Origin of the sequence: Flavonifractor sp. DFI.6.63, assembly GCF_024462255.1 — a bacterium.
GTDB classification, from domain to species: Bacteria; Bacillota; Clostridia; order Oscillospirales; family Oscillospiraceae; genus Lawsonibacter_A; species Lawsonibacter_A hominis.
In genome coordinates this window covers 1-16877 of the sequence record NZ_JANGBE010000028.1, presented here as the reverse complement: position 1 = coordinate 16877, position 16877 = coordinate 1, and the positions used below count along the sequence as shown (strand labels likewise).

The 16877-nt window shown below is 62.5% G+C and carries 9 protein-coding genes, 1 pseudogene and 1 other annotated feature; of the genes and pseudogenes, 9 read left to right on the top strand and 1 reads right to left on the bottom strand.

Translation table 11 applies throughout. From position 1 onward, the window contains the following. Positions 1–84: 84 nt before the first annotated feature. Positions 85–1068: a phosphate acetyltransferase gene (gene pta, locus NE547_RS13380; protein WP_352408858.1), complete on the bottom strand. Its 984-nt coding sequence runs from the start codon at positions 1066–1068 to the stop codon at positions 85–87. A 184-nt stretch (positions 1069–1252) separates the two neighbouring features. Between pta and NE547_RS13375 the strand changes: the two genes are divergently transcribed. The 9 genes and pseudogenes from NE547_RS13375 to NE547_RS13325 all read left to right on the top strand — a co-directional run. After that, on the top strand, positions 1253–1954 hold the full coding sequence (locus NE547_RS13375) for a helix-turn-helix domain-containing protein (RefSeq protein WP_186907462.1): 702 nt from the start codon (positions 1253–1255) through the stop codon (positions 1952–1954). 250 nt (positions 1955–2204) lie between these two features. Then, positions 2205–4013 carry a translation elongation factor 4 gene (lepA, locus tag NE547_RS13370; RefSeq protein ID WP_186907461.1) on the top strand — a complete coding sequence of 603 codons (1809 nt, stop codon included), beginning with the start codon at positions 2205–2207 and terminating at the stop codon, positions 4011–4013. Positions 4014–4429: 416 nt separating this feature from the next. Continuing rightward, complete coding sequence (locus NE547_RS13365) at positions 4430–5530, top strand: MFS transporter (protein WP_186906805.1); 1101 nt, start codon at positions 4430–4432, stop codon at positions 5528–5530. A 322-nt stretch (positions 5531–5852) separates the two neighbouring features. Beyond that, positions 5853–7361, top strand: a complete 1509-nt coding sequence (locus NE547_RS13360; protein WP_256176164.1) for a M23 family metallopeptidase — start codon at positions 5853–5855, stop codon at positions 7359–7361. Positions 7362–7592: 231 nt separating this feature from the next. Further along, positions 7593–7810 (top strand) — a binding site (T-box leader). A gap of 41 nt (positions 7811–7851) precedes the next feature. Further along, entirely contained in the window at positions 7852–10236 is a 2385-nt protein-coding gene (locus NE547_RS13355; RefSeq protein ID WP_256176163.1) for a valine--tRNA ligase, read from the top strand. 419 nt (positions 10237–10655) lie between these two features. Further along, positions 10656–14381 (top strand): S-layer homology domain-containing protein, encoded by a 3726-nt coding sequence (locus tag NE547_RS18435; protein WP_305148524.1) that lies wholly within the window; start codon positions 10656–10658, stop codon positions 14379–14381. 499 nt (positions 14382–14880) lie between these two features. After that, entirely contained in the window at positions 14881–15225 is a 345-nt protein-coding gene (locus NE547_RS13335; protein ID WP_256176162.1) for a hypothetical protein, read from the top strand. Positions 15226–15425: 200 nt separating this feature from the next. Further along, on the top strand, positions 15426–15728 hold the full coding sequence (locus NE547_RS13330) for an HNH endonuclease (RefSeq protein ID WP_256176161.1): 303 nt from the start codon (positions 15426–15428) through the stop codon (positions 15726–15728). A 722-nt stretch (positions 15729–16450) separates the two neighbouring features. After that, a pseudogene (locus NE547_RS13325) lies at positions 16451–16750 on the top strand (biotin synthase); the annotation flags it as partial. Positions 16751–16877 lie beyond the last annotated feature (127 nt).

The window sequence follows — 16877 nt, the reverse complement described above, 5'->3', positions numbered from 1 at the left end:
CTGCTTTTGTAGTTCCCGCAAAAATAAATCCAGGGTCCCGCGCGGCAGCTGCTGCGCGGGACCCTTTCCATTGAGACAAATCGCTTACTTCAAGGCCGCGGTGATGATGGCCATGGAGTAGACCTCCTGGGCGTTGCAGCCGCGGGAGAGGTCGTTGATGGGAGCGTTCAGGCCCAACAGGATGGGGCCGTAGGCGTCGAAGCCGCCCAGGCGCTGGGCGATCTTATAGCCGATGTTGCCGGCGTTGATGTTGGGGAAGACGAAGGTGTTGGCGTAGCCCGCCACGGGAGAGCCGGGGAACTTGAGCTGGCCCACGGTAGGAGAAACGGCGGCGTCAAACTGCATCTCGCCATCAATGGCCAGATCGGGCGCGGCAGCCTTGGCCTTGGCGCAGGCATTGCGCATCTTGTCCACATCCTCGCCCTTGCCGGAGCCCTTGGTGGAATAGCTCAGGAAGGCCACCTTGGGGTCGATCCCGAAAATCTTGGCGCACTTGGCGGTCTCCAGGGCGATCTCCACCAGCTCATCCTCGCTGGGGTCGATGTTGATGGCGCAGTCGCCCATGGCCAGCACCTCGTTGTCGCCCACCCGCTCGCGGACCATGATGAAGCAGGAGGAAACGATCTTGTTTTCAGGCTTGGTCTTGATCAGCTGCAGCGCCGGGCGCACGGTATCGGCAGTGGAATAAGTAGCGCCGCCCAGCAGGCAGTCGGCCACGCCCATCTTTACCAGCATGGTGCCGAAGTAGTTGCCCTTCTTCAGGGCGGCGCGGCACTCGTCGGCGGTCATCTTGCCGCGGCGCAGCTCCACCATGGTCTGTACCATCTCGTCCATGCCCTCGTAGGTCTCAGGGTCAATGATCTGGGCGCCGCGGATGTTGAAGCCGGACTCCTCGGCGGCGGCGTGGACCTCCTGCTCGCTGCCCACCAGGATGGGGGTAAGGAAGTTGCCGGCCAGCAGGCGGGCACTGGCCTCCAGGATGCGGGGATCGGTACCCTCGGTAAAAACGATTTTCCTGGGGTCTTTCTTCAAGGTATCAATGAGCTGCTGGAACATATGCATGGACATGGGAATTACCTCCGTTTGAATTAAAATCGGTCAAATTGCCGGTCTTTCCGGCTTTCTTTTTATTATACACCCATTCTTCCGCCAAGCTCAATCCCAAAAGGGTACAAGATTGTGAAAAAATCCACTTTACTTTTGGTATTCCCGCTTTTATACTATACTCACTGTTTTTTGGTTGAGGTGTATTATGGCTTCTGATTTCTCCCGCTGCCTGTCCCTGCTGCGCCAGGAACGGGGCGTCTCCCAGCGTGCGGCCGCCAAGGACCTGGGGATCAGCCAGGCGCTGCTCTCCCATTATGAGAACGGCGTGCGCGAACCCGGTCTGGCTTTCGTGGTCAAGGCCTGCAATTACTATCATGTGTCGGCGGACTTTCTTCTGGGGCGTACCCTGTCCCGGGACGGCACCACCATCGTCTCCGCCGACGAGCTGTACGATTACTCCGCGGAAAAGGACAATGTGCTCCACGGCAGCATCATGGCTACGCTGAACAAAAAGCTGCTGGTCAACTCGGTGGGCGTGCTCTTCGACCTGCTGGGCAAAACCGGCAGCAAGCAGGCCATCTCCGCCGCCGCCGATTACCTGGGCACCGCCGTTTATACCATGTTCCGGCATCTGTTCCGGGCCAACGGCACGCAGAACGAGGACTTTTTCTCCGTCCCCGCCCGCCATTTCGTCGTGGGCGTGCCCCGGGCCGACATGATCTGTGCCGAGGCCGATTATGTGGACGCTCTGGCCACCCACGCCAAAGAAAAGGGCACCTTCCCGCCCATGAACAACGATGCGCTTACCGAAAGCTACCCCGGCCTGTATCAATCCCTTCTGCAGATCATCCACACCACCGGCGCCCGCATCAACCGCCGGGTGGAAGCCCGCCGGAACGACCGCTGAGCCGCGCGGCCGCACGGCCGGCCGATGCCAACGGTTTTACTCCTGCCGGACCGCCCACACCGGCCGCGCCGGGGCCGGCCCTGTGTCCCCCGTCCCCGGCGGAAGCCGGGGGGCTGCCCGCTGCGCTGCCGCTCCCCGCGGCAAAGCCTCACGGCTTTGCTCAGATCCCGTTTCTGATTTTGATTCCGGCGCTGTGCGCCGCCCCGCTGTGCGGGGCCCCAGCGCGGACCTTCCTACGGAGGTGTTTTGATTGACCGACCAATCCAAAATCCGCAACTTTTCCATTATCGCGCATATTGACCACGGAAAGTCCACGCTTTCCGACCGGCTGATCGAAAAATGCAACGCGGTGGAAGCCCGCGAGATGGCCAGCCAGCTGCTGGACAACATGGACCTGGAGCGGGAGCGCGGCATCACCATCAAGGCCCGGGCCGTGCGTCTGAACTATAAGGCGGAGGACGGCCAGACCTATGAGCTCAACCTGATCGATACCCCGGGCCACGTGGACTTCAACTATGAGGTCAGCCGCAGCCTGGCCGCCTGCGAGGGCGCAGTGCTGATCGTGGACGCCGCCCAGGGCATCGAAGCCCAGACTCTGGCCAACACCTTTCTGGCCCTGGAGCACGATCTGGAGATCCTGCCGGTGCTCAACAAGATCGACCTGCCCGCCGCCGACCCCAAGCGGGTGAAGGACGAGATCGAGAATATCATCGGCATTCCGGCTCAGGACGCGCCCGAGATCTCCGCCAAGGTAGGCATCAATATCGATGCGGTGCTGGAGGATATCGTCAAAAACGTCCCGCCCCCCAAGGGGGACGTGAACGCGCCCCTGCAGGCGCTGATCTTCGACAGTCAATACGACGCCTACCGGGGCGTGATCGTGTACTTCCGGGTCATGGAGGGCGCTATCCGGACGGGTATGAAGGTGCGGATGATGGCTTCGGGCGCCACCTACGAGGTGCTGGAGTGCGGCCATCTGCTCCCTCTGGGCATGGAGCGCTGCGACGAGCTCATCGCGGGCGAGGTGGGCTATTTCACGGCCTCGATCAAAAATGTGAAGGATACCCAGGTGGGCGACACCGTCACCGGTGCGGAGCGCCCGGCCGCCGGGGCGCTGCCCGGGTACCGCCCCGCCCGGGCCATGGTGTACTGCGGCATCTATACCGAGGACGGGAGCAAGTATCCCGACCTGCGGGACGCGCTGGAGAAGCTCCAGCTCAACGACGCTTCCCTGTCCTTTGAACCGGAGTCCTCCGCCGCCCTGGGCTTCGGCTTCCGCTGCGGTTTTCTGGGCATGCTCCACATGGAGATCATTCAGGAGCGCCTGGAGCGGGAATTCGACCTGGACCTCATCACCACCCTGCCTTCGGTCATCTACCGCATCACCAAGACCGACGGCTCGGTGGTCATGGTGGACAATCCCCACAACTATCCCGACCCGGCGGTCATCGAGCTGGCCGAGGAGCCCTACGCCAAGGTGTCCATCGTCACCCCGCCGGACTACGTGGGCAACATCATGCCCATGTGCCAGGAGCGGCGGGGCGAATATAAGGATATGCAGTATTTGGACACCAACCTGGTAGAGCTGCATTACTCCATGCCCCTGGGCGAGATCATCTACGATTTCTTCGACACCCTCAAGGCCCGCACCAAGGGCTACGCCTCCCTGGACTATGAACTGGACCGGTACCAGGCCTCCGAGCTGGTGAAGGTGGACCTGCTCCTCAACGGCGACCAGGTGGACGCGCTTTCCTTCATCGCGCACAGGGACAAGGCCTACCCCCGGGCGAGAAGGCTGTGCGAAAAGCTCCGGGAGAACATTCCCCGCCAGCTCTTCGAGGTGCCGGTGCAGGCCGCCATCGGCGGAAAGGTCATCGCCCGGGAAACCGTCAAGGCCATGCGCAAGGACGTGCTGGCCAAGTGCTACGGCGGCGACATCACCCGCAAGAAAAAGCTGCTGGAAAAGCAAAAAGAGGGCAAAAAAAAGATGCGCTCTCTTGGGACCGTACAGATCCCGACTGAGGCGTTCATGGCCGTGCTCAAGCTGGACGAGGAATAGAGGCAGCCCCATCTTCCTCCCGCCTCCGCAGAGCAGGGCCCCGCCGCGTCCTGCGGCGCGCTTGCAATTACGATAAATTTATGGTATCCTATCGTTATCTTTTTTCGAGAGGAGGGCGTACCATGGGCTGGGCGTTCGGCATAGTTATGGAAACTTTTGGAAATTTTTTAGGCCGTCCTGGGGGAAGTGCGCCCTTTTTGCGGGACCCACGGCGGTAAAACCATCGGATGTTTTATAGCCGCGGCAGTTCTGCCGCGGCCTTTTTCTGCGCAAAAAAGGCGTCTTTTCCTTTTTGATGCTTATTTCAACGTTCCTTCCCTGATGTAAAGCCAGACGCGCCCCGCGCGGCCAAACGCGTTGTGCGGCTCGGGCCGGCGCCTGCAGGGATGGAGCGATCAGAAAGGAACGATGCGATTATGAACCTGAACAAACAGATCCGGCGGCTTTTGCTGCTGGACGGGCTGAGCAACCTCCACCTGGCCGGGACGGCCTGGGTGCTGCTGCTCACCCTGCGCGGCTTTACCTTGACTCAGATCGGCCTGGCGGAGGGCGTGTTCCATTTGGTCAGCCTCTGCTGTGAGCTGCCCTCGGGTATGCTGGCCGACCTGCTGGGCCGGAAATGGACCCTGGCGGCCAGCCGGGCGATGGGCGCGCTGTCCGCCCTGGCCATGATCACGGCCCGGACCGGACTGGGCGTGTGTCTGGCCATGGGCCTGTGCGCCCTAGGCTACAACCTGGCCTCCGGCACACGTGAGGCCATCACCTACGACTCGCTTCTCCAATGCGGCCAGGCGGAGCGCTACCTCCGGGTAAGCGCCTGGCAGAACATTTTCTGGCGGGGTGCCGGGGCCGCAGCCCTGTTGGGGGCTGGGCTGACCGCCGCGCTGGGCTACCGGCTGGCCTACGGCTTGGACATCCTGGTGGACGTGCTGGCCGTGCTGACGGCGCTGGGCCTGACGGAGCCCGCCGTGGGCGCTCCGGAGCGGCGGCCTCGCCTAAGCGAACTGCCCCGGGGCTTTCGGGACTGCGCACGGGACGCGGCGGATTTTTTGCGCGCCAACCCCGCTGCCGCCGCGGTCATGCTCTTCAATGCTCTGGTGGGCGCTCTGGCCACCCTGCTGGGCTTCTTTCTCCAGGACGGCCTGACTTCCGCCGGGGCGGGGAACGCGCTGCTGGGTCCTCTGCTGCTCCTAGTGGCTTTGGGCGGCGTGGCCGGCTCCCGCGCCGCCCTGCTGCTGGAACGGCTGCCCTACCGGCTGACGGGGCTCCTCTGTCTGGCCGGGGTCGCCGCCGGAGCCGCTCTGTCGCTCACCGGCCGCCTGCCCCTGCTGGCCGCCGGAGGTTTTCTGGCCAGCGCCTGCGACGATGCGTTCCAGATGCTTACCGACGCCCGGCTCAATGCCATGATCCCCTCCCAGCGGCGGGCCACCCTCATCTCGGTCTCCTCCATGACCTTCAGCCTGGTCATGATCGTTCTCTCGCCCCTGACCGGGGCCGTTTGGGAGGGGCTGCTCTAATGCCGCCGCGCATTGTCCCCGGAGCGCGCCCTCAGCAAAAGGACGAAATTTTTATACCGCCCCTCCGGCCGTTTCCGGCTCGCGGGGCGGGTGTGGGGGTACGGCTTCCCTTCCGCGCCCCGGCTCCACAAGATGTCGTGTTGCCGCCCGGCGCGGGCCGCCGCGCCTCCCCCAGGGCAGAAAGGGCTTGACTGTGCCGGGAAAAACGTGTATCATAAACTCTGTAACCTTTTTGTAATCTTTTTATTCAACTTGTTACGATTCGGCGCTTTTGTGCCGGATCGATCTTGATGTAAACCACTCGAACGGGAGGGATTCCCATATGGACGATATTCTGCATGCGCCCCGGGACGAGGACGCACAGCAGGCAGGCCTGCCCCTGGCAAAACGGCTGGAGCGTTACCGTGCCGCCTGGATGGACGGCATGGCCCGCGTGCGGCTGAGCGCCCGGCGGTTCCAGCACAAGCTGGACGAGGCCACGGCAGGGGGAAAACGGCTCTTCACACCGCTGAATTTTCTGGCGGTGGCCGCCGTGGTGGGCGTGGCCACTGTGGTGGCCACCGTTTACACGCCCAGCTACGTAGTGTCGGTGGACGGGGTGCCCCTGGGCACCGTGTCCGATCCCCAGGTCTTCGAGGATGTGATGGACCGGGTGGAGGCCCGGGCCGCCACCATTCTGGGCTATGATTATGAGATCCCCAGCACGGTGAGCTATACCTTTGCCCTGTCCGAGCGCGGGAAGCTTTCCGACACCGGCGAATTTGAGACCTATCTCTTCGACCAGATCGGCGCGGTGATGAAGAGCTATGTGCTCAAGGTGGACGGCACGTTTATCGGCGCAGCCGCCGACCGGGAGAGCCTGGACGCCCTGCTGGACGCCATCAAGGCGCCCTACCGGACCGAAAACACCGTCTCCGCCGATTTCACCTCCAATGTGGTCGTCTCTCATGAATACACCCCCTCCGACGTGAATCAGGATCTGGACGCGATGCTGGCCCGGCTGACCCAAAACACCAACGGCCAGACCACCTATGAGGTTCAGAGCGGAGACACTTTTATGCAGATCGCGCTGGACAACGGCATGACCGTCAGCGAGATGCAGCAGCTCAATCCCGAGATCGACATCAACCGGATCTATATCGGCCAGCTGCTCAACGTCCGGGAGGAGATCCCCTACCTGTCGGTGCAGACGGTGGATTCCGTCACCTATACCGAGGCCGTGGAGTGCCCCGTGGAGCAGGTGGAGGACGACTCCATGTACCAGGGTGAATCCCGTGTGATCGACCCCGGCGTTCCCGGCCAAGCGCTGGTCAGCGCCAACATCACCTATGTCAACGGCCGCGAGCAGGAGCGGGATATCATCAGCACCCAGGTGCTGCAGGAGGCCACCACCAAGGTCATCGCGGTGGGCACCAAGGTGCGGCCCTCCTGGTACCCCAACGGCTACTTTATCTGGCCGGTCTACGGGCGCATCACCTCCTATTTTGGCTACCGGTCCATTTTCGGCTCCTACAGCTATCATGGCGGCATCGACATCGCCGCTTCCTACGGTACCGGCATCGCCGCCGCCGACGGCGGCACCGTGACCTTCGCGGGCCGGGCCACCGGCAGCAACTGGAGCTACGGCAACCTGGTCATCATCAACCACGGCAACGGCAAGGTGACCTATTACGGCCACTGCTCCAGCGTACTGGTCTCGGCGGGCGACCACGTCTACCAGGGCCAGACCATCGCCCGGGTGGGCTCCACCGGGCGCTCCACCGGCAACCACTGCCACTTTGAGGTCAAGATCAACGGCACCTCGGTCAATCCCCTGGCCTATCTGAGCTGAATCCCCGCTTCCTGAAGCAGTCAAACGTCCCAGGCGTATGTTCTTGGCCGTCTGGGGCCGGCCCCCGCCGGAGGCTTTTCCCATGGAAGCGTCCCCCTCCTTCCTGCATGGGCTTTGCGTGCTCGACCGTCTGCGCTCCCCCGCCGCCTGCCGCGGCGGGGGAGCGTTCTGCTCTTGACAAGCAATTTGAAATGTGATAGCATTTCTCCGTTCGATTCGGAAAATCATAGGAAAACGGCACGGATCGGGAGTAGTAAGCGGTCTTTCCTGCCCCAGAGAGAAAGCGTTGGGTGTGAGCTTTCGCAGGCGGGCCGCCCAAGTCGCCCGGGAGCCATGGAAGGAACTGCAGTAGACTCCATCGGGAGGGGCCCGTTATCGCCCCCAAGAGCGCGCGCGCCGTCCCGGCACGCGAATTTAGGTGGTACCGCGGAGTTGATTTCGCCCTAAACTGGCAGCAGTTTAGGGCGTTTATTTTGATTGGGAGGTCACTATGGAAGAATTTGAAAAACGATATAACGGGCTGGAGATCGAGCCCCAGATGCAGCAGCTGTGGGAGCTGCAGCAGGTCTACAAGTACGTGCCGGACCAGTCCCGGCCCATTTACTCCATCGACACGCCCCCTCCCACCGTCAACGGCAGCCTGCACATCGGCCACATCTTCAGCTATACGCAGGCGGAGATGATCGCCCGCTACCGCCGGATGAACGGCTACAACGTGTTTTACCCCTTCGGCTTTGACGACAACGGCCTGCCCTCGGAACGGCTGGTGGAAAAGGAGACCGGCGTAAAGGCCATGAACGTGCCCCGCAGCGAGTTCGGCCGCCAGTGCATCGAGATCACTGGAAAATACGAGGCGGAGTTCAAGGCCCTGTGGAAGGCCATGGGCTTTTCCTGCGACTGGGACCTGCAGTACTCCACCGTGGGGGCCCAGGCGCAGAAGATCTCCCAGCGCTCTTTTATCGAGCTGGCCAAGGCGGGCCACGCCTACCTCAGGAAGTCCCCGGTCCTCTGGTGCTCCGAGTGCCAGACCTCCATCGCTCAGGCGGAGCTGGACGCCAAGGACATCGACTCCACATTCAACTATATCCCCTTCGTGGTAGAGGGCAAGACCCTGGAGGTGGCCACCACCCGGCCCGAGCTGCTCTACGGTGTGGTGTGCGTCTTCGTCAACCCCGAGGACGAGCGCTACAAGGCCTATATCGGCAAGCAGATCACGGTGCCCCTGTATGAGTACGAGGTGCCCATCCTCTCCGATGAGCGGGTGAGCATCGAAAAGGGCACCGGCGTGGTCATGTGCGCCACCTTCGGCGACTCCACCGACCTGGACTGGTACAACGACTATCAGCTGCCCTACCGTCAGGTCATCCTGCCCGACGGCCGCATCGCCGCGGACGTGCCCTATATCGCGGGCCTCTCCGTCCGGGCCGCCCGGAAGGAGATCATCCGCCTGCTGGACGAGAAGGGCCTGCTGCTCAAGTCGGAGAAGCTGACCCACACGGTGTCCATCCACGAGCGCTGCGGCACCGAGGTGGAGATCATTCCCTCCCAGCAGTGGTATATCGACGTGCTCAATATTAAGGAAGAGCTTCTGAAGGCCGGCGACGCGATCAACTGGTATCCCGCCTCCATGAAAAACCGCTACCGCATGTGGGTGGAGAACCTGAAGTGGGACTGGTGCATCTCCCGCCAGCGGTATTTCGGCGTTCCCTTCCCGGTGTGGTACTGCGCAAAGTGCGGCAAGCCCCACTTTGCCGACGAGTCTCAGCTGCCCGTCAACCCTCTGGAGACCCCCTATCACGGCGCCTGTGAATGCGGCTGCAGCGAGTTTGTGCCCGAGTCCGCCGTGCTGGACACCTGGGCCACCTCCTCCCTGACCCCCGCCATCAACGAGAACACCGCCCGGGGCGCAGGCTACGAGGAGCCCTTCGTGCCCATGACCATGCGTACCCAGGCCCATGAGATCATCCGCACCTGGGCCTTCTATACCATCGTCAAAAGCTATTACCACCGCCACACCATCCCCTGGAAGGACGTGATGATCTGCGGCTTCGTTCTGGCCAAGCCGGGTGAAAAGATCAGCAAGTCCAAGGGCAACGCCAAGCTCACGCCCAAGTCCCTGCTGGAGACCCATCCGGCCGACATGATCCGCTATTGGGCGGCCAGCGCCCGGCTGGGCACCGACACCTTCTTCGATCAGAACGACATGGTGGACTCCTCCAAGCGCTTTATGACCAAGCTGTGGAACGCCTCCAAGTTCTGCCTGTCCCACCTGCACGACTTTGATCCCGGCGTCCGGCCGGAGCTGCTGCCCATCGACCGCTGGATGGTGGAGCGGGTGCAGGAGACCGCCCGGAAGGCCACCGAGCTGCTGGACTCCTACGAGATCGGCCTGGCCCGCCACCTGATCGACGAGCTGTTCTGGAACGATTTGTGCGACGACTATATCGAGATCGTCAAGTCCCGCCTGTACGAGCCCGAGATCCATGGCGAGGCCGAACGCCGCAGCGGGCAGTACGCGGTGTTCTACGCCCTGCTGAACATCCTCAAGCTCTATGCCATCTATGTGCCCCACATCACCGAATATATCTACCAGAAGGGCCTGAAGGAGTTTGTGGGCGCGCCGTCCATCCACCTGCTCCAGTGGGAGAAGGGCGACCGGGCCGACGAGGATATCCTCCGCTTCGGCGAGGAGTTCAAGGCCGCGCTGGACGCCATGCGCAAATACAAATCCGAGCACAATCTGTCCATGCGGGATGAGATCGACCGGCTGGAGGTGGAGGCTCTCGCTTCCCACAAGCGCTGGTTCGAACAGAGCATGGGCGATCTGAACGCCTGCACCCACGCCAGGGAGATCGCGTTCCAATACCACGATTAAGCAGCGCAGCGGTCAGAAAAGCGGCTGAGCCGCTTTTCTGAGATGGCTGGGGCCTGCTGCGCGCACGGGCTGTCCGCCGCTGGCGGACAGCCCGTGCGCGTTCAGGCGCAGCAGCGCATTCTCCGAAGCGCATGCCGCCGGAGAATGCGGTCTCAGCGTTGATTGCGCCGTTGCGGCGGCGAACCCCTGCCGAGGGCTTCCCCTTGTGCAGGAAGCGTGCGCCCGCTTGTGCGAGTCTCAGTCGTTCGACCAGCGGATGCGCGGGCCTGCCGTTTTCCGGGCAGGCCCGCGCCGGATTTTATTTTGCGTAATTGCTTCCAAACGGAAACTTTTTATTTCTTACGATCGTCTTAAATCTATAGACCTTTTTGCCCGGTTGCGATACAATAGCAACAAAAGGATATGGAAGGAGTACCACCATGAAATCCCAGACAAATAAGCTTTGGCCCCGCGTCCTGTCTCTGGTTCTGTCTCTGTCCCTGGTCGCGGGCCTGATGCCCGCCGCGCTGGCGAGCAGTCCCCATCAGCACACGAGCCAATGCCCGAAAGAGCTGAGCTGTGAATATAGCAGCTTCCTGGGCGAAGGCCAGATTCTGGTCTGTGGAAAAGAAGAACAAGCTCCTGTCGAAGCGCACCATCACACAGCGGAATGCTACCAAGACAATGAACTCACTTGTGGTAAAGAGGAGACAGACGGTACGGAAGGTCACTCACATACCGCTGACTGCTACCACACGCATACTGAATCCTGCTACACCTATACCTGCACACCCGTTAACGGCGTTACCGTCGCCCCCGGCTCCATGAGCCTGTCCGCCGGCGGAACCGCTACGCTTGCGGCGATTCTTGCACCCTCGGACGCTACGATTCAAGGGGTGACCTGGAGCAGTAATTCCAGTACCATCACTGTCAATTCCAGTACCGGGGCTGTTACCGTCTCTTCCGGCGCGGCCGCCGGCGATACGGCGATCATCACCGCTACCACAGAAGACGGCGGCTATACGGATTCCTGTACCATCACGGTCTCTGCCGCCGCTGTTTCCAGCGTCTCGATCTCCCCGGCCTCCGCTTCCGTCGCCCCGGGCGGCACACAGCAGCTTACCGCCACGGTCTCTCCTTCCAGCGCAAACCAAACCGTGACCTGGGCCGTGACCTCCGGTCCCGCCACGGTCAACGCCTCCACCGGGCTGGTGAAGGTGGACTCCTCTGCCGCGGCAGGCTCCACCATCAAGGTCACCGCCACGGCAGCAGGCGATGCGACCAAAACGGCCAGCTGCACCATCACCGTCACCGGTACGGCTACCGGCGTGACGGTCACTCCGGCCACCTACTCGCTCGTCCCCGGCGGTACGACTGCGCTTTCCGCCTCTGTGGCCCCCGCTGCGGTCAGTCAGGCCGTGACCTGGAGCAGCGGCAACGCTTCGGTCGCCACCGTCGATTCCTCCGGCAAGGTCACGGTCAACGCCAACGCCGCGGTCGGCTCCACCGTGCGCATTACCGCCACCTCCACCGCAGACGGCTCCAAGTCCGGCTATGCCACCATCACCGTGATCAGTCCGCTGACCCTGAGCAAGAGCTCTGTAAGCGTGGCAATGGGCAGCACTACTTCTCTGCGCGCCACCACGGTCCCCTCCTCCAGCGCCAGCAGCGTACGCTGGAGCTCCGGCAACTCCAACGTCATCCGGGTGGGCAGCACCACCAACACCGGCACCTATACCGGCTCTTCCTGCACCCTCTATCCCAGAGCCACCGGTTCCGCCACCATCACCGCCCAGGTGACCATTAACGGCCACACCTATACTGCGGCCTGTACCGTCACCGTCTCCGGCGCCGGCACGGCCACGGCGGTCAAATACTCCACCGACGAGAACACCCCCGTGGAATTCGACGCCAGCGACTTTAACGACGTGTGCTACAGTCTGACCGGCTACAGCCTGAATTACGTCTATTTCTCCCTGCCCTCCAGCACCCGGGGTACCCTGTACTATAATTATACCAACAGCAGCAACAACGGCGGCACGGTAAGCGCCAGCAAGAAGTATTACCGCACCGCCACCTCTCCCTATCTTTCTTACGTCTCCTTCGTCCCCAAGAGCAGTTATACCGGTTCCGTCACCATCGAGTACACCGGCTATAACTCCCAGGGCACCGCCTTCAACGGGACCGTGGTGGTCTCCGTGGGCGCCGGCTCCGGCAGCGGCGACGTGACCTACACCACCGCGGTGGATGAAGCCGTACAGCTGGACAACGCCTCCTTCAACGATTACTGCAAGGATGTGACCGGCTACAACTTCGAATCCATCTGGTTCACGCCTCCCGCCACCAAATACGGGCGCCTGTACTATAATTACACTTCCAGCAGCCGGTATGGATACGTGGTGGACTCCAACGACGAGTTCTACCGCAGCTCCACGCCCTATCTGTCCGACGTGACCTTTGTCCCCGCCAGCGGATACACCGGCACCCTGGAGATCCCCTTCGCCGGCGTGAGCACCAATAACAAGTCTTTCTCCGGCACGCTGGTCGTCAAGGTGGGCGCCGAGGCCAAGACCATCACCTATTCCACTGCCGCCAACACCGCCGTCCGCTTGGACGAGGACGATTTCATCGACTACTGCAAGGCGGTAACGGGCTACACCTTTAATTATGTGACCTTCGACCTGCCCTCCTCCAGCCGCGGCGTGCTCTATTACGACTATTCCGCGGGCAGCAGCTCCAACACCAAGGTCACCTCCAACACCAAGTATTACCGCACCTCCAAGCCTTACGCGGACTATGTCACCTTCGTCCCCGCCAACAACTACACCGGCACCGTCTCCATTTCCTTTACCGGCTACAGCTCCAACAGCACCAAGTTTACCGGGACCCTGAAGATCTACGTGGGCAAAAACGCGGGCGACGTATCCTACACCGCCTCCGTGGGCGAGAACGTCCGCTTTGTGGTGACCGACTTCAACGACTTCTGTAAGGATGAGACCGGCTCCAACCTGAGCTACGTCACCTTCGACCTGCCCTCCTCCAGCCGCGGCGTGCTTTACTACGACTATTCCGCCGGCAGCAACTCCAACACCAAGGTCTCCGGCAGCGCCAAGTATTACCGCACCTCCAAGCCTTATCTGGACTGCATTACCTTCGTCCCCGCCAACGGCTACAGCGGCAGCGTGACCATTCCCTTTGAGGCGGTCTCCACCAGCGGCACAAAGGCCGCCGGCAACGTGATCATCACCTACTCCGCGCCCAAGGAGGCCGCTGTCATCCGGTATACCTCCAACAGCTCCCCGGTGTCCCTGCGCCTGACGGACTTCATCTCCGCCTGCAACGCCCGGGGCAGCGCAGCGCTCTCCTTCGTGAAGTTCGTTCTGCCGGACAGCTCCTACGGCACCCTGTACAACGGCTATAAGACGCCCGCCACTCCGGGCAGCCCGGCCAGCGCCACCACCGCCTACAACGCTTCCGGCTCCCCCTCCATCGGCGATCTGGTCTTCGTGCCCAAGGCCGGCTTCACCGGCACCGTGACCCTGAATTATACCGGCACCGACCTGAACAACGCCACTTACTCCGGCGCCGTTCAGATCGTGGTCTCTCCCGCCTCTTCTTCCGCCGTCTTCACCGATGTGGGCACGAACTACAGCTGGGCCGCCGCGTCCGTCGACTTCCTGTACACCGGCGGCGTGGTCACCGGTACCAGCGCCACGCAGTATTCGCCCGCCAACTACATCACCCGGGGCGACTTTGTGCTCATGCTCTACCGCGCCTTCGGCCTGAAGAGTGCCGGCACCTCCAGCTTCCCGGACGTGCCCGCCAACAGTTATTACGCCCAGGCCATCGCCGCAGCCAAGTCGATGGGCATCGCCACCGGTACCGGGGACGGCAACTTCCGGCCCACCGCCCCCCTGACCCGCCAGGACGCCATGCTGCTCATCCAGCGTACCGTCCAGGCCACCGGCGGCATCATGAACAACGGTACCGCCCTGGCGCTGAGCGGCTTCTCCGACCGCGCTTCCGTGGCCAGTTACGCCCAGGGCGCCGTGTCCGCGCTGGTCCAGGCAGGCATCATCAAGGGCAGCAACGGTATGCTGAATCCCACCAGCTACCTGACCCGCGCCGAGATGGCCACCATCCTCCACCGTGTGCTGACCATGTGACAGCAGCCCTCAGGGGCGCCCGGAAAGGCGGCAGAGCCGCTTTTCCGGGCAAACAACGCCGCGCAGAGTTCGTCATCCGAAGATGACGGGCTAAAATCAGAATCCGGCCTTTTCAATGCGCATGTCCTTGAAAAGGCCCCTTCACAGGACGGACCGGGTGACTTTTCGCAGGAAGTCGAACCCGGTCCGTCCTGCATCCTTTTGCCGCTTGTCTGAAGGAGCTGCGGCCTGCTGCGCGCACTCGCCGTCCGCCTATGGCGGGAAGCTCCCACGCTTACGGGCCGGGAAGCGTTTTCTCCGACGCACCTCCCCCGGGGGACCCTCTCCTGCCCCTGCAGGGCAATTCATCTTGCCACAAGGAGTGGCATACGCCTTACGGCGTAGGGAAGAGCGGGAAGTCCGGAAATAGAACGGGCGTTCTATGAAACGTGCAATCCGTTGCGGCCCAATGGATTGCCAAATTTTAACTGCTGTGACGTACCGAAAAAGGAGGACAAAAATGGGGCACAAAAGAGGGAAGCTGGCTCGGTTTGAGGACGGAGTGAAGGCCATGAGCGCCCACGAGCGGGAGGCGCTGAGGCGGGCCATGCAGGCCGCGCAGGAGGACCCGGCCATGCTTTCGCGCATCACAGCCATTGCTGCAGCAAGAGGCGAAGCCGTCCGAAAGCGGGCCTCAGACCGGCGTACCGATGCCGCCCGCCGTACCCTGGTGGGGGCCAGGGTGCCCAGGGAAGCGGCTGCCCGCTGCCGGGAAGCGGCCATGGCGCAGGGGATAAGCCTCTATGCCTGGGTCTGCAAGGCGCTGGAGCAGGCCGCAGGCGGGGAAGCGGACAAGCGCGGATAGCCCGCTTCAAAGACGGGCCATGATGGTCCGCCCTCCTGTCTCCAAATGGTGATAACCAGGGGGCCGGGCGTACGTTCAGCGGAAGCCTGGAGCGCCTGCCCGCTCGGCTTCCCATTGTACCACCCGGTCAAGCGGCGGGGGACCGCTTGACTTCGGGTGGAGCAATGGAAGTGCCGAACAGGCAGAAAGGAGGGCGCGACATGATAAGCGCCGGAATCAGCAACGCCACGAGGAAGTCCGTCTACAAGCGGGAGGGGTACCGCTGCGCCATCTGCGACAGCACCAAATACCTTCAGGTCCACCACTGCATAAAGCGGTCCCAGGGTGGGACGGACGGCATGCAAAACCTCATATGCCTCTGCGCGGACTGCCATGCCCTGGCCCACGGAATGGACCTCAACGGCTGGGGGGCCACCAAAGAGGACATGGAGCAGGCCATTGTGGAGTACCTGGCGGACTACTATGCCCCGGACTGGAATCCCTGGGGGAAGGACGGGCCATGATGGTCCGCCCTCCTGTCTCCACATGGTGATAACCAGGGGGCCGGGCGTACGTTCAGCGGTGCCCTCCCCCGCTCGCCTGCTGGTGGTCGTGGCTGCCATCGCCCTTGGCCGCCCGCGCCACCCCCGGCCCGGACAAGCCCGGTCCGGGGCTTCGCCGCCGATTCGGCGGCTCGGCCTGTCGGCGGGCGCTCGGCCCCCTCGTCGGCCCCCTGGCAGTGTCGGCCTGGCGGGGATGGCATGGGGCATGCGCCGGGGCGTTCCGGGCTTCAAACACGGGGCATTTCGGGCCGGTTGGCCCTCATGCCCCAAACTCGCCCGGCCCGCCCCGGCCCACGCCCCACGCCCGACGCGCATCCCCCGGGGGACCCTCTCCTGCCCCTGCGGGGCAATTCACCTTGTGCCGCCCGGGAAAGCGGATCGGACCGGATCCGCGCCTGTACCCCAGCGGGGCAATTCACCTTGTGCCGCCCGGGAAAGTGGATCGGACCGGATCCGCGCCTGTACCCCAAGGGCATTTCCGCGCCTGCCCGGCAGGCTTGGGCACGGGCGCGAACGCTGCCAGGACTTTTCGACAAGCTGTGGGGGCGTCCAGCTCATTGCCGGACGCCCCCACTTTTTCCTGTTCGTTGCATGGTTTTTCCCAAAAACTGTCCCTTGACCAGCACGTATGTTCGATATATAATAATCGTACACCAGTTCGAATTTGAAGGGAGGCCCCCCCGTTGGAACTGCTGGATAAGCTGACCATTCTGGCCGATGCGGCCAAGTACGACGCAGCCTGCACCTCCAGCGGGCTGGACCGGGCCGGGCGGCCGGGACAGTTGGGTTCTACCACGCCGGCCGGCTGCTGCCACTCCTTTTCCGCCGACGGCCGGTGCGTCACCCTCCTCAAAGTCCTGATGACCAATGTATGTGCCTACGACTGCCAATACTGCGTGAATCGCCGCTCCAACGACGTGCCCCGGGCGGCGTTTACCCCCCGGGAGCTGGCCGAGCTCACCATCCAATTTTATCGCCGCAACTAGGGCTTGTTTGAAAAATAAAAGTTGCACAACAAACCAAGTTATGCGAAGCTAAGGGCATGAAACGATATGAATTAACAAAAAAACAATGGGAACGAATCAAGCCGCTGCTGCCACGGGAAGAAAC

What these genes read in the sequence shown, in the direction of transcription:
- pta (WP_352408858.1), bottom strand. Translation starts at nt 1,068, where the DNA reads ATGTCCATGCATATGTTCCAGCAGCTCATTGATACCTTGAAGAAAGAC.
- NE547_RS13375 (WP_186907462.1), top strand. Translation starts at nt 1,253, where the DNA reads ATGGCTTCTGATTTCTCCCGCTGCCTGTCCCTGCTGCGCCAGGAACGG.
- NE547_RS13365 (WP_186906805.1), top strand. Translation starts at nt 4,430, where the DNA reads ATGAACCTGAACAAACAGATCCGGCGGCTTTTGCTGCTGGACGGGCTG.
- NE547_RS13360 (WP_256176164.1), top strand. Translation starts at nt 5,853, where the DNA reads ATGGACGATATTCTGCATGCGCCCCGGGACGAGGACGCACAGCAGGCA.
- NE547_RS13355 (WP_256176163.1), top strand. Translation starts at nt 7,852, where the DNA reads ATGGAAGAATTTGAAAAACGATATAACGGGCTGGAGATCGAGCCCCAG.
- NE547_RS18435 (WP_305148524.1), top strand. Translation starts at nt 10,656, where the DNA reads ATGAAATCCCAGACAAATAAGCTTTGGCCCCGCGTCCTGTCTCTGGTT.
- NE547_RS13335 (WP_256176162.1), top strand. Translation starts at nt 14,881, where the DNA reads ATGGGGCACAAAAGAGGGAAGCTGGCTCGGTTTGAGGACGGAGTGAAG.
- NE547_RS13330 (WP_256176161.1), top strand. Translation starts at nt 15,426, where the DNA reads ATGATAAGCGCCGGAATCAGCAACGCCACGAGGAAGTCCGTCTACAAG.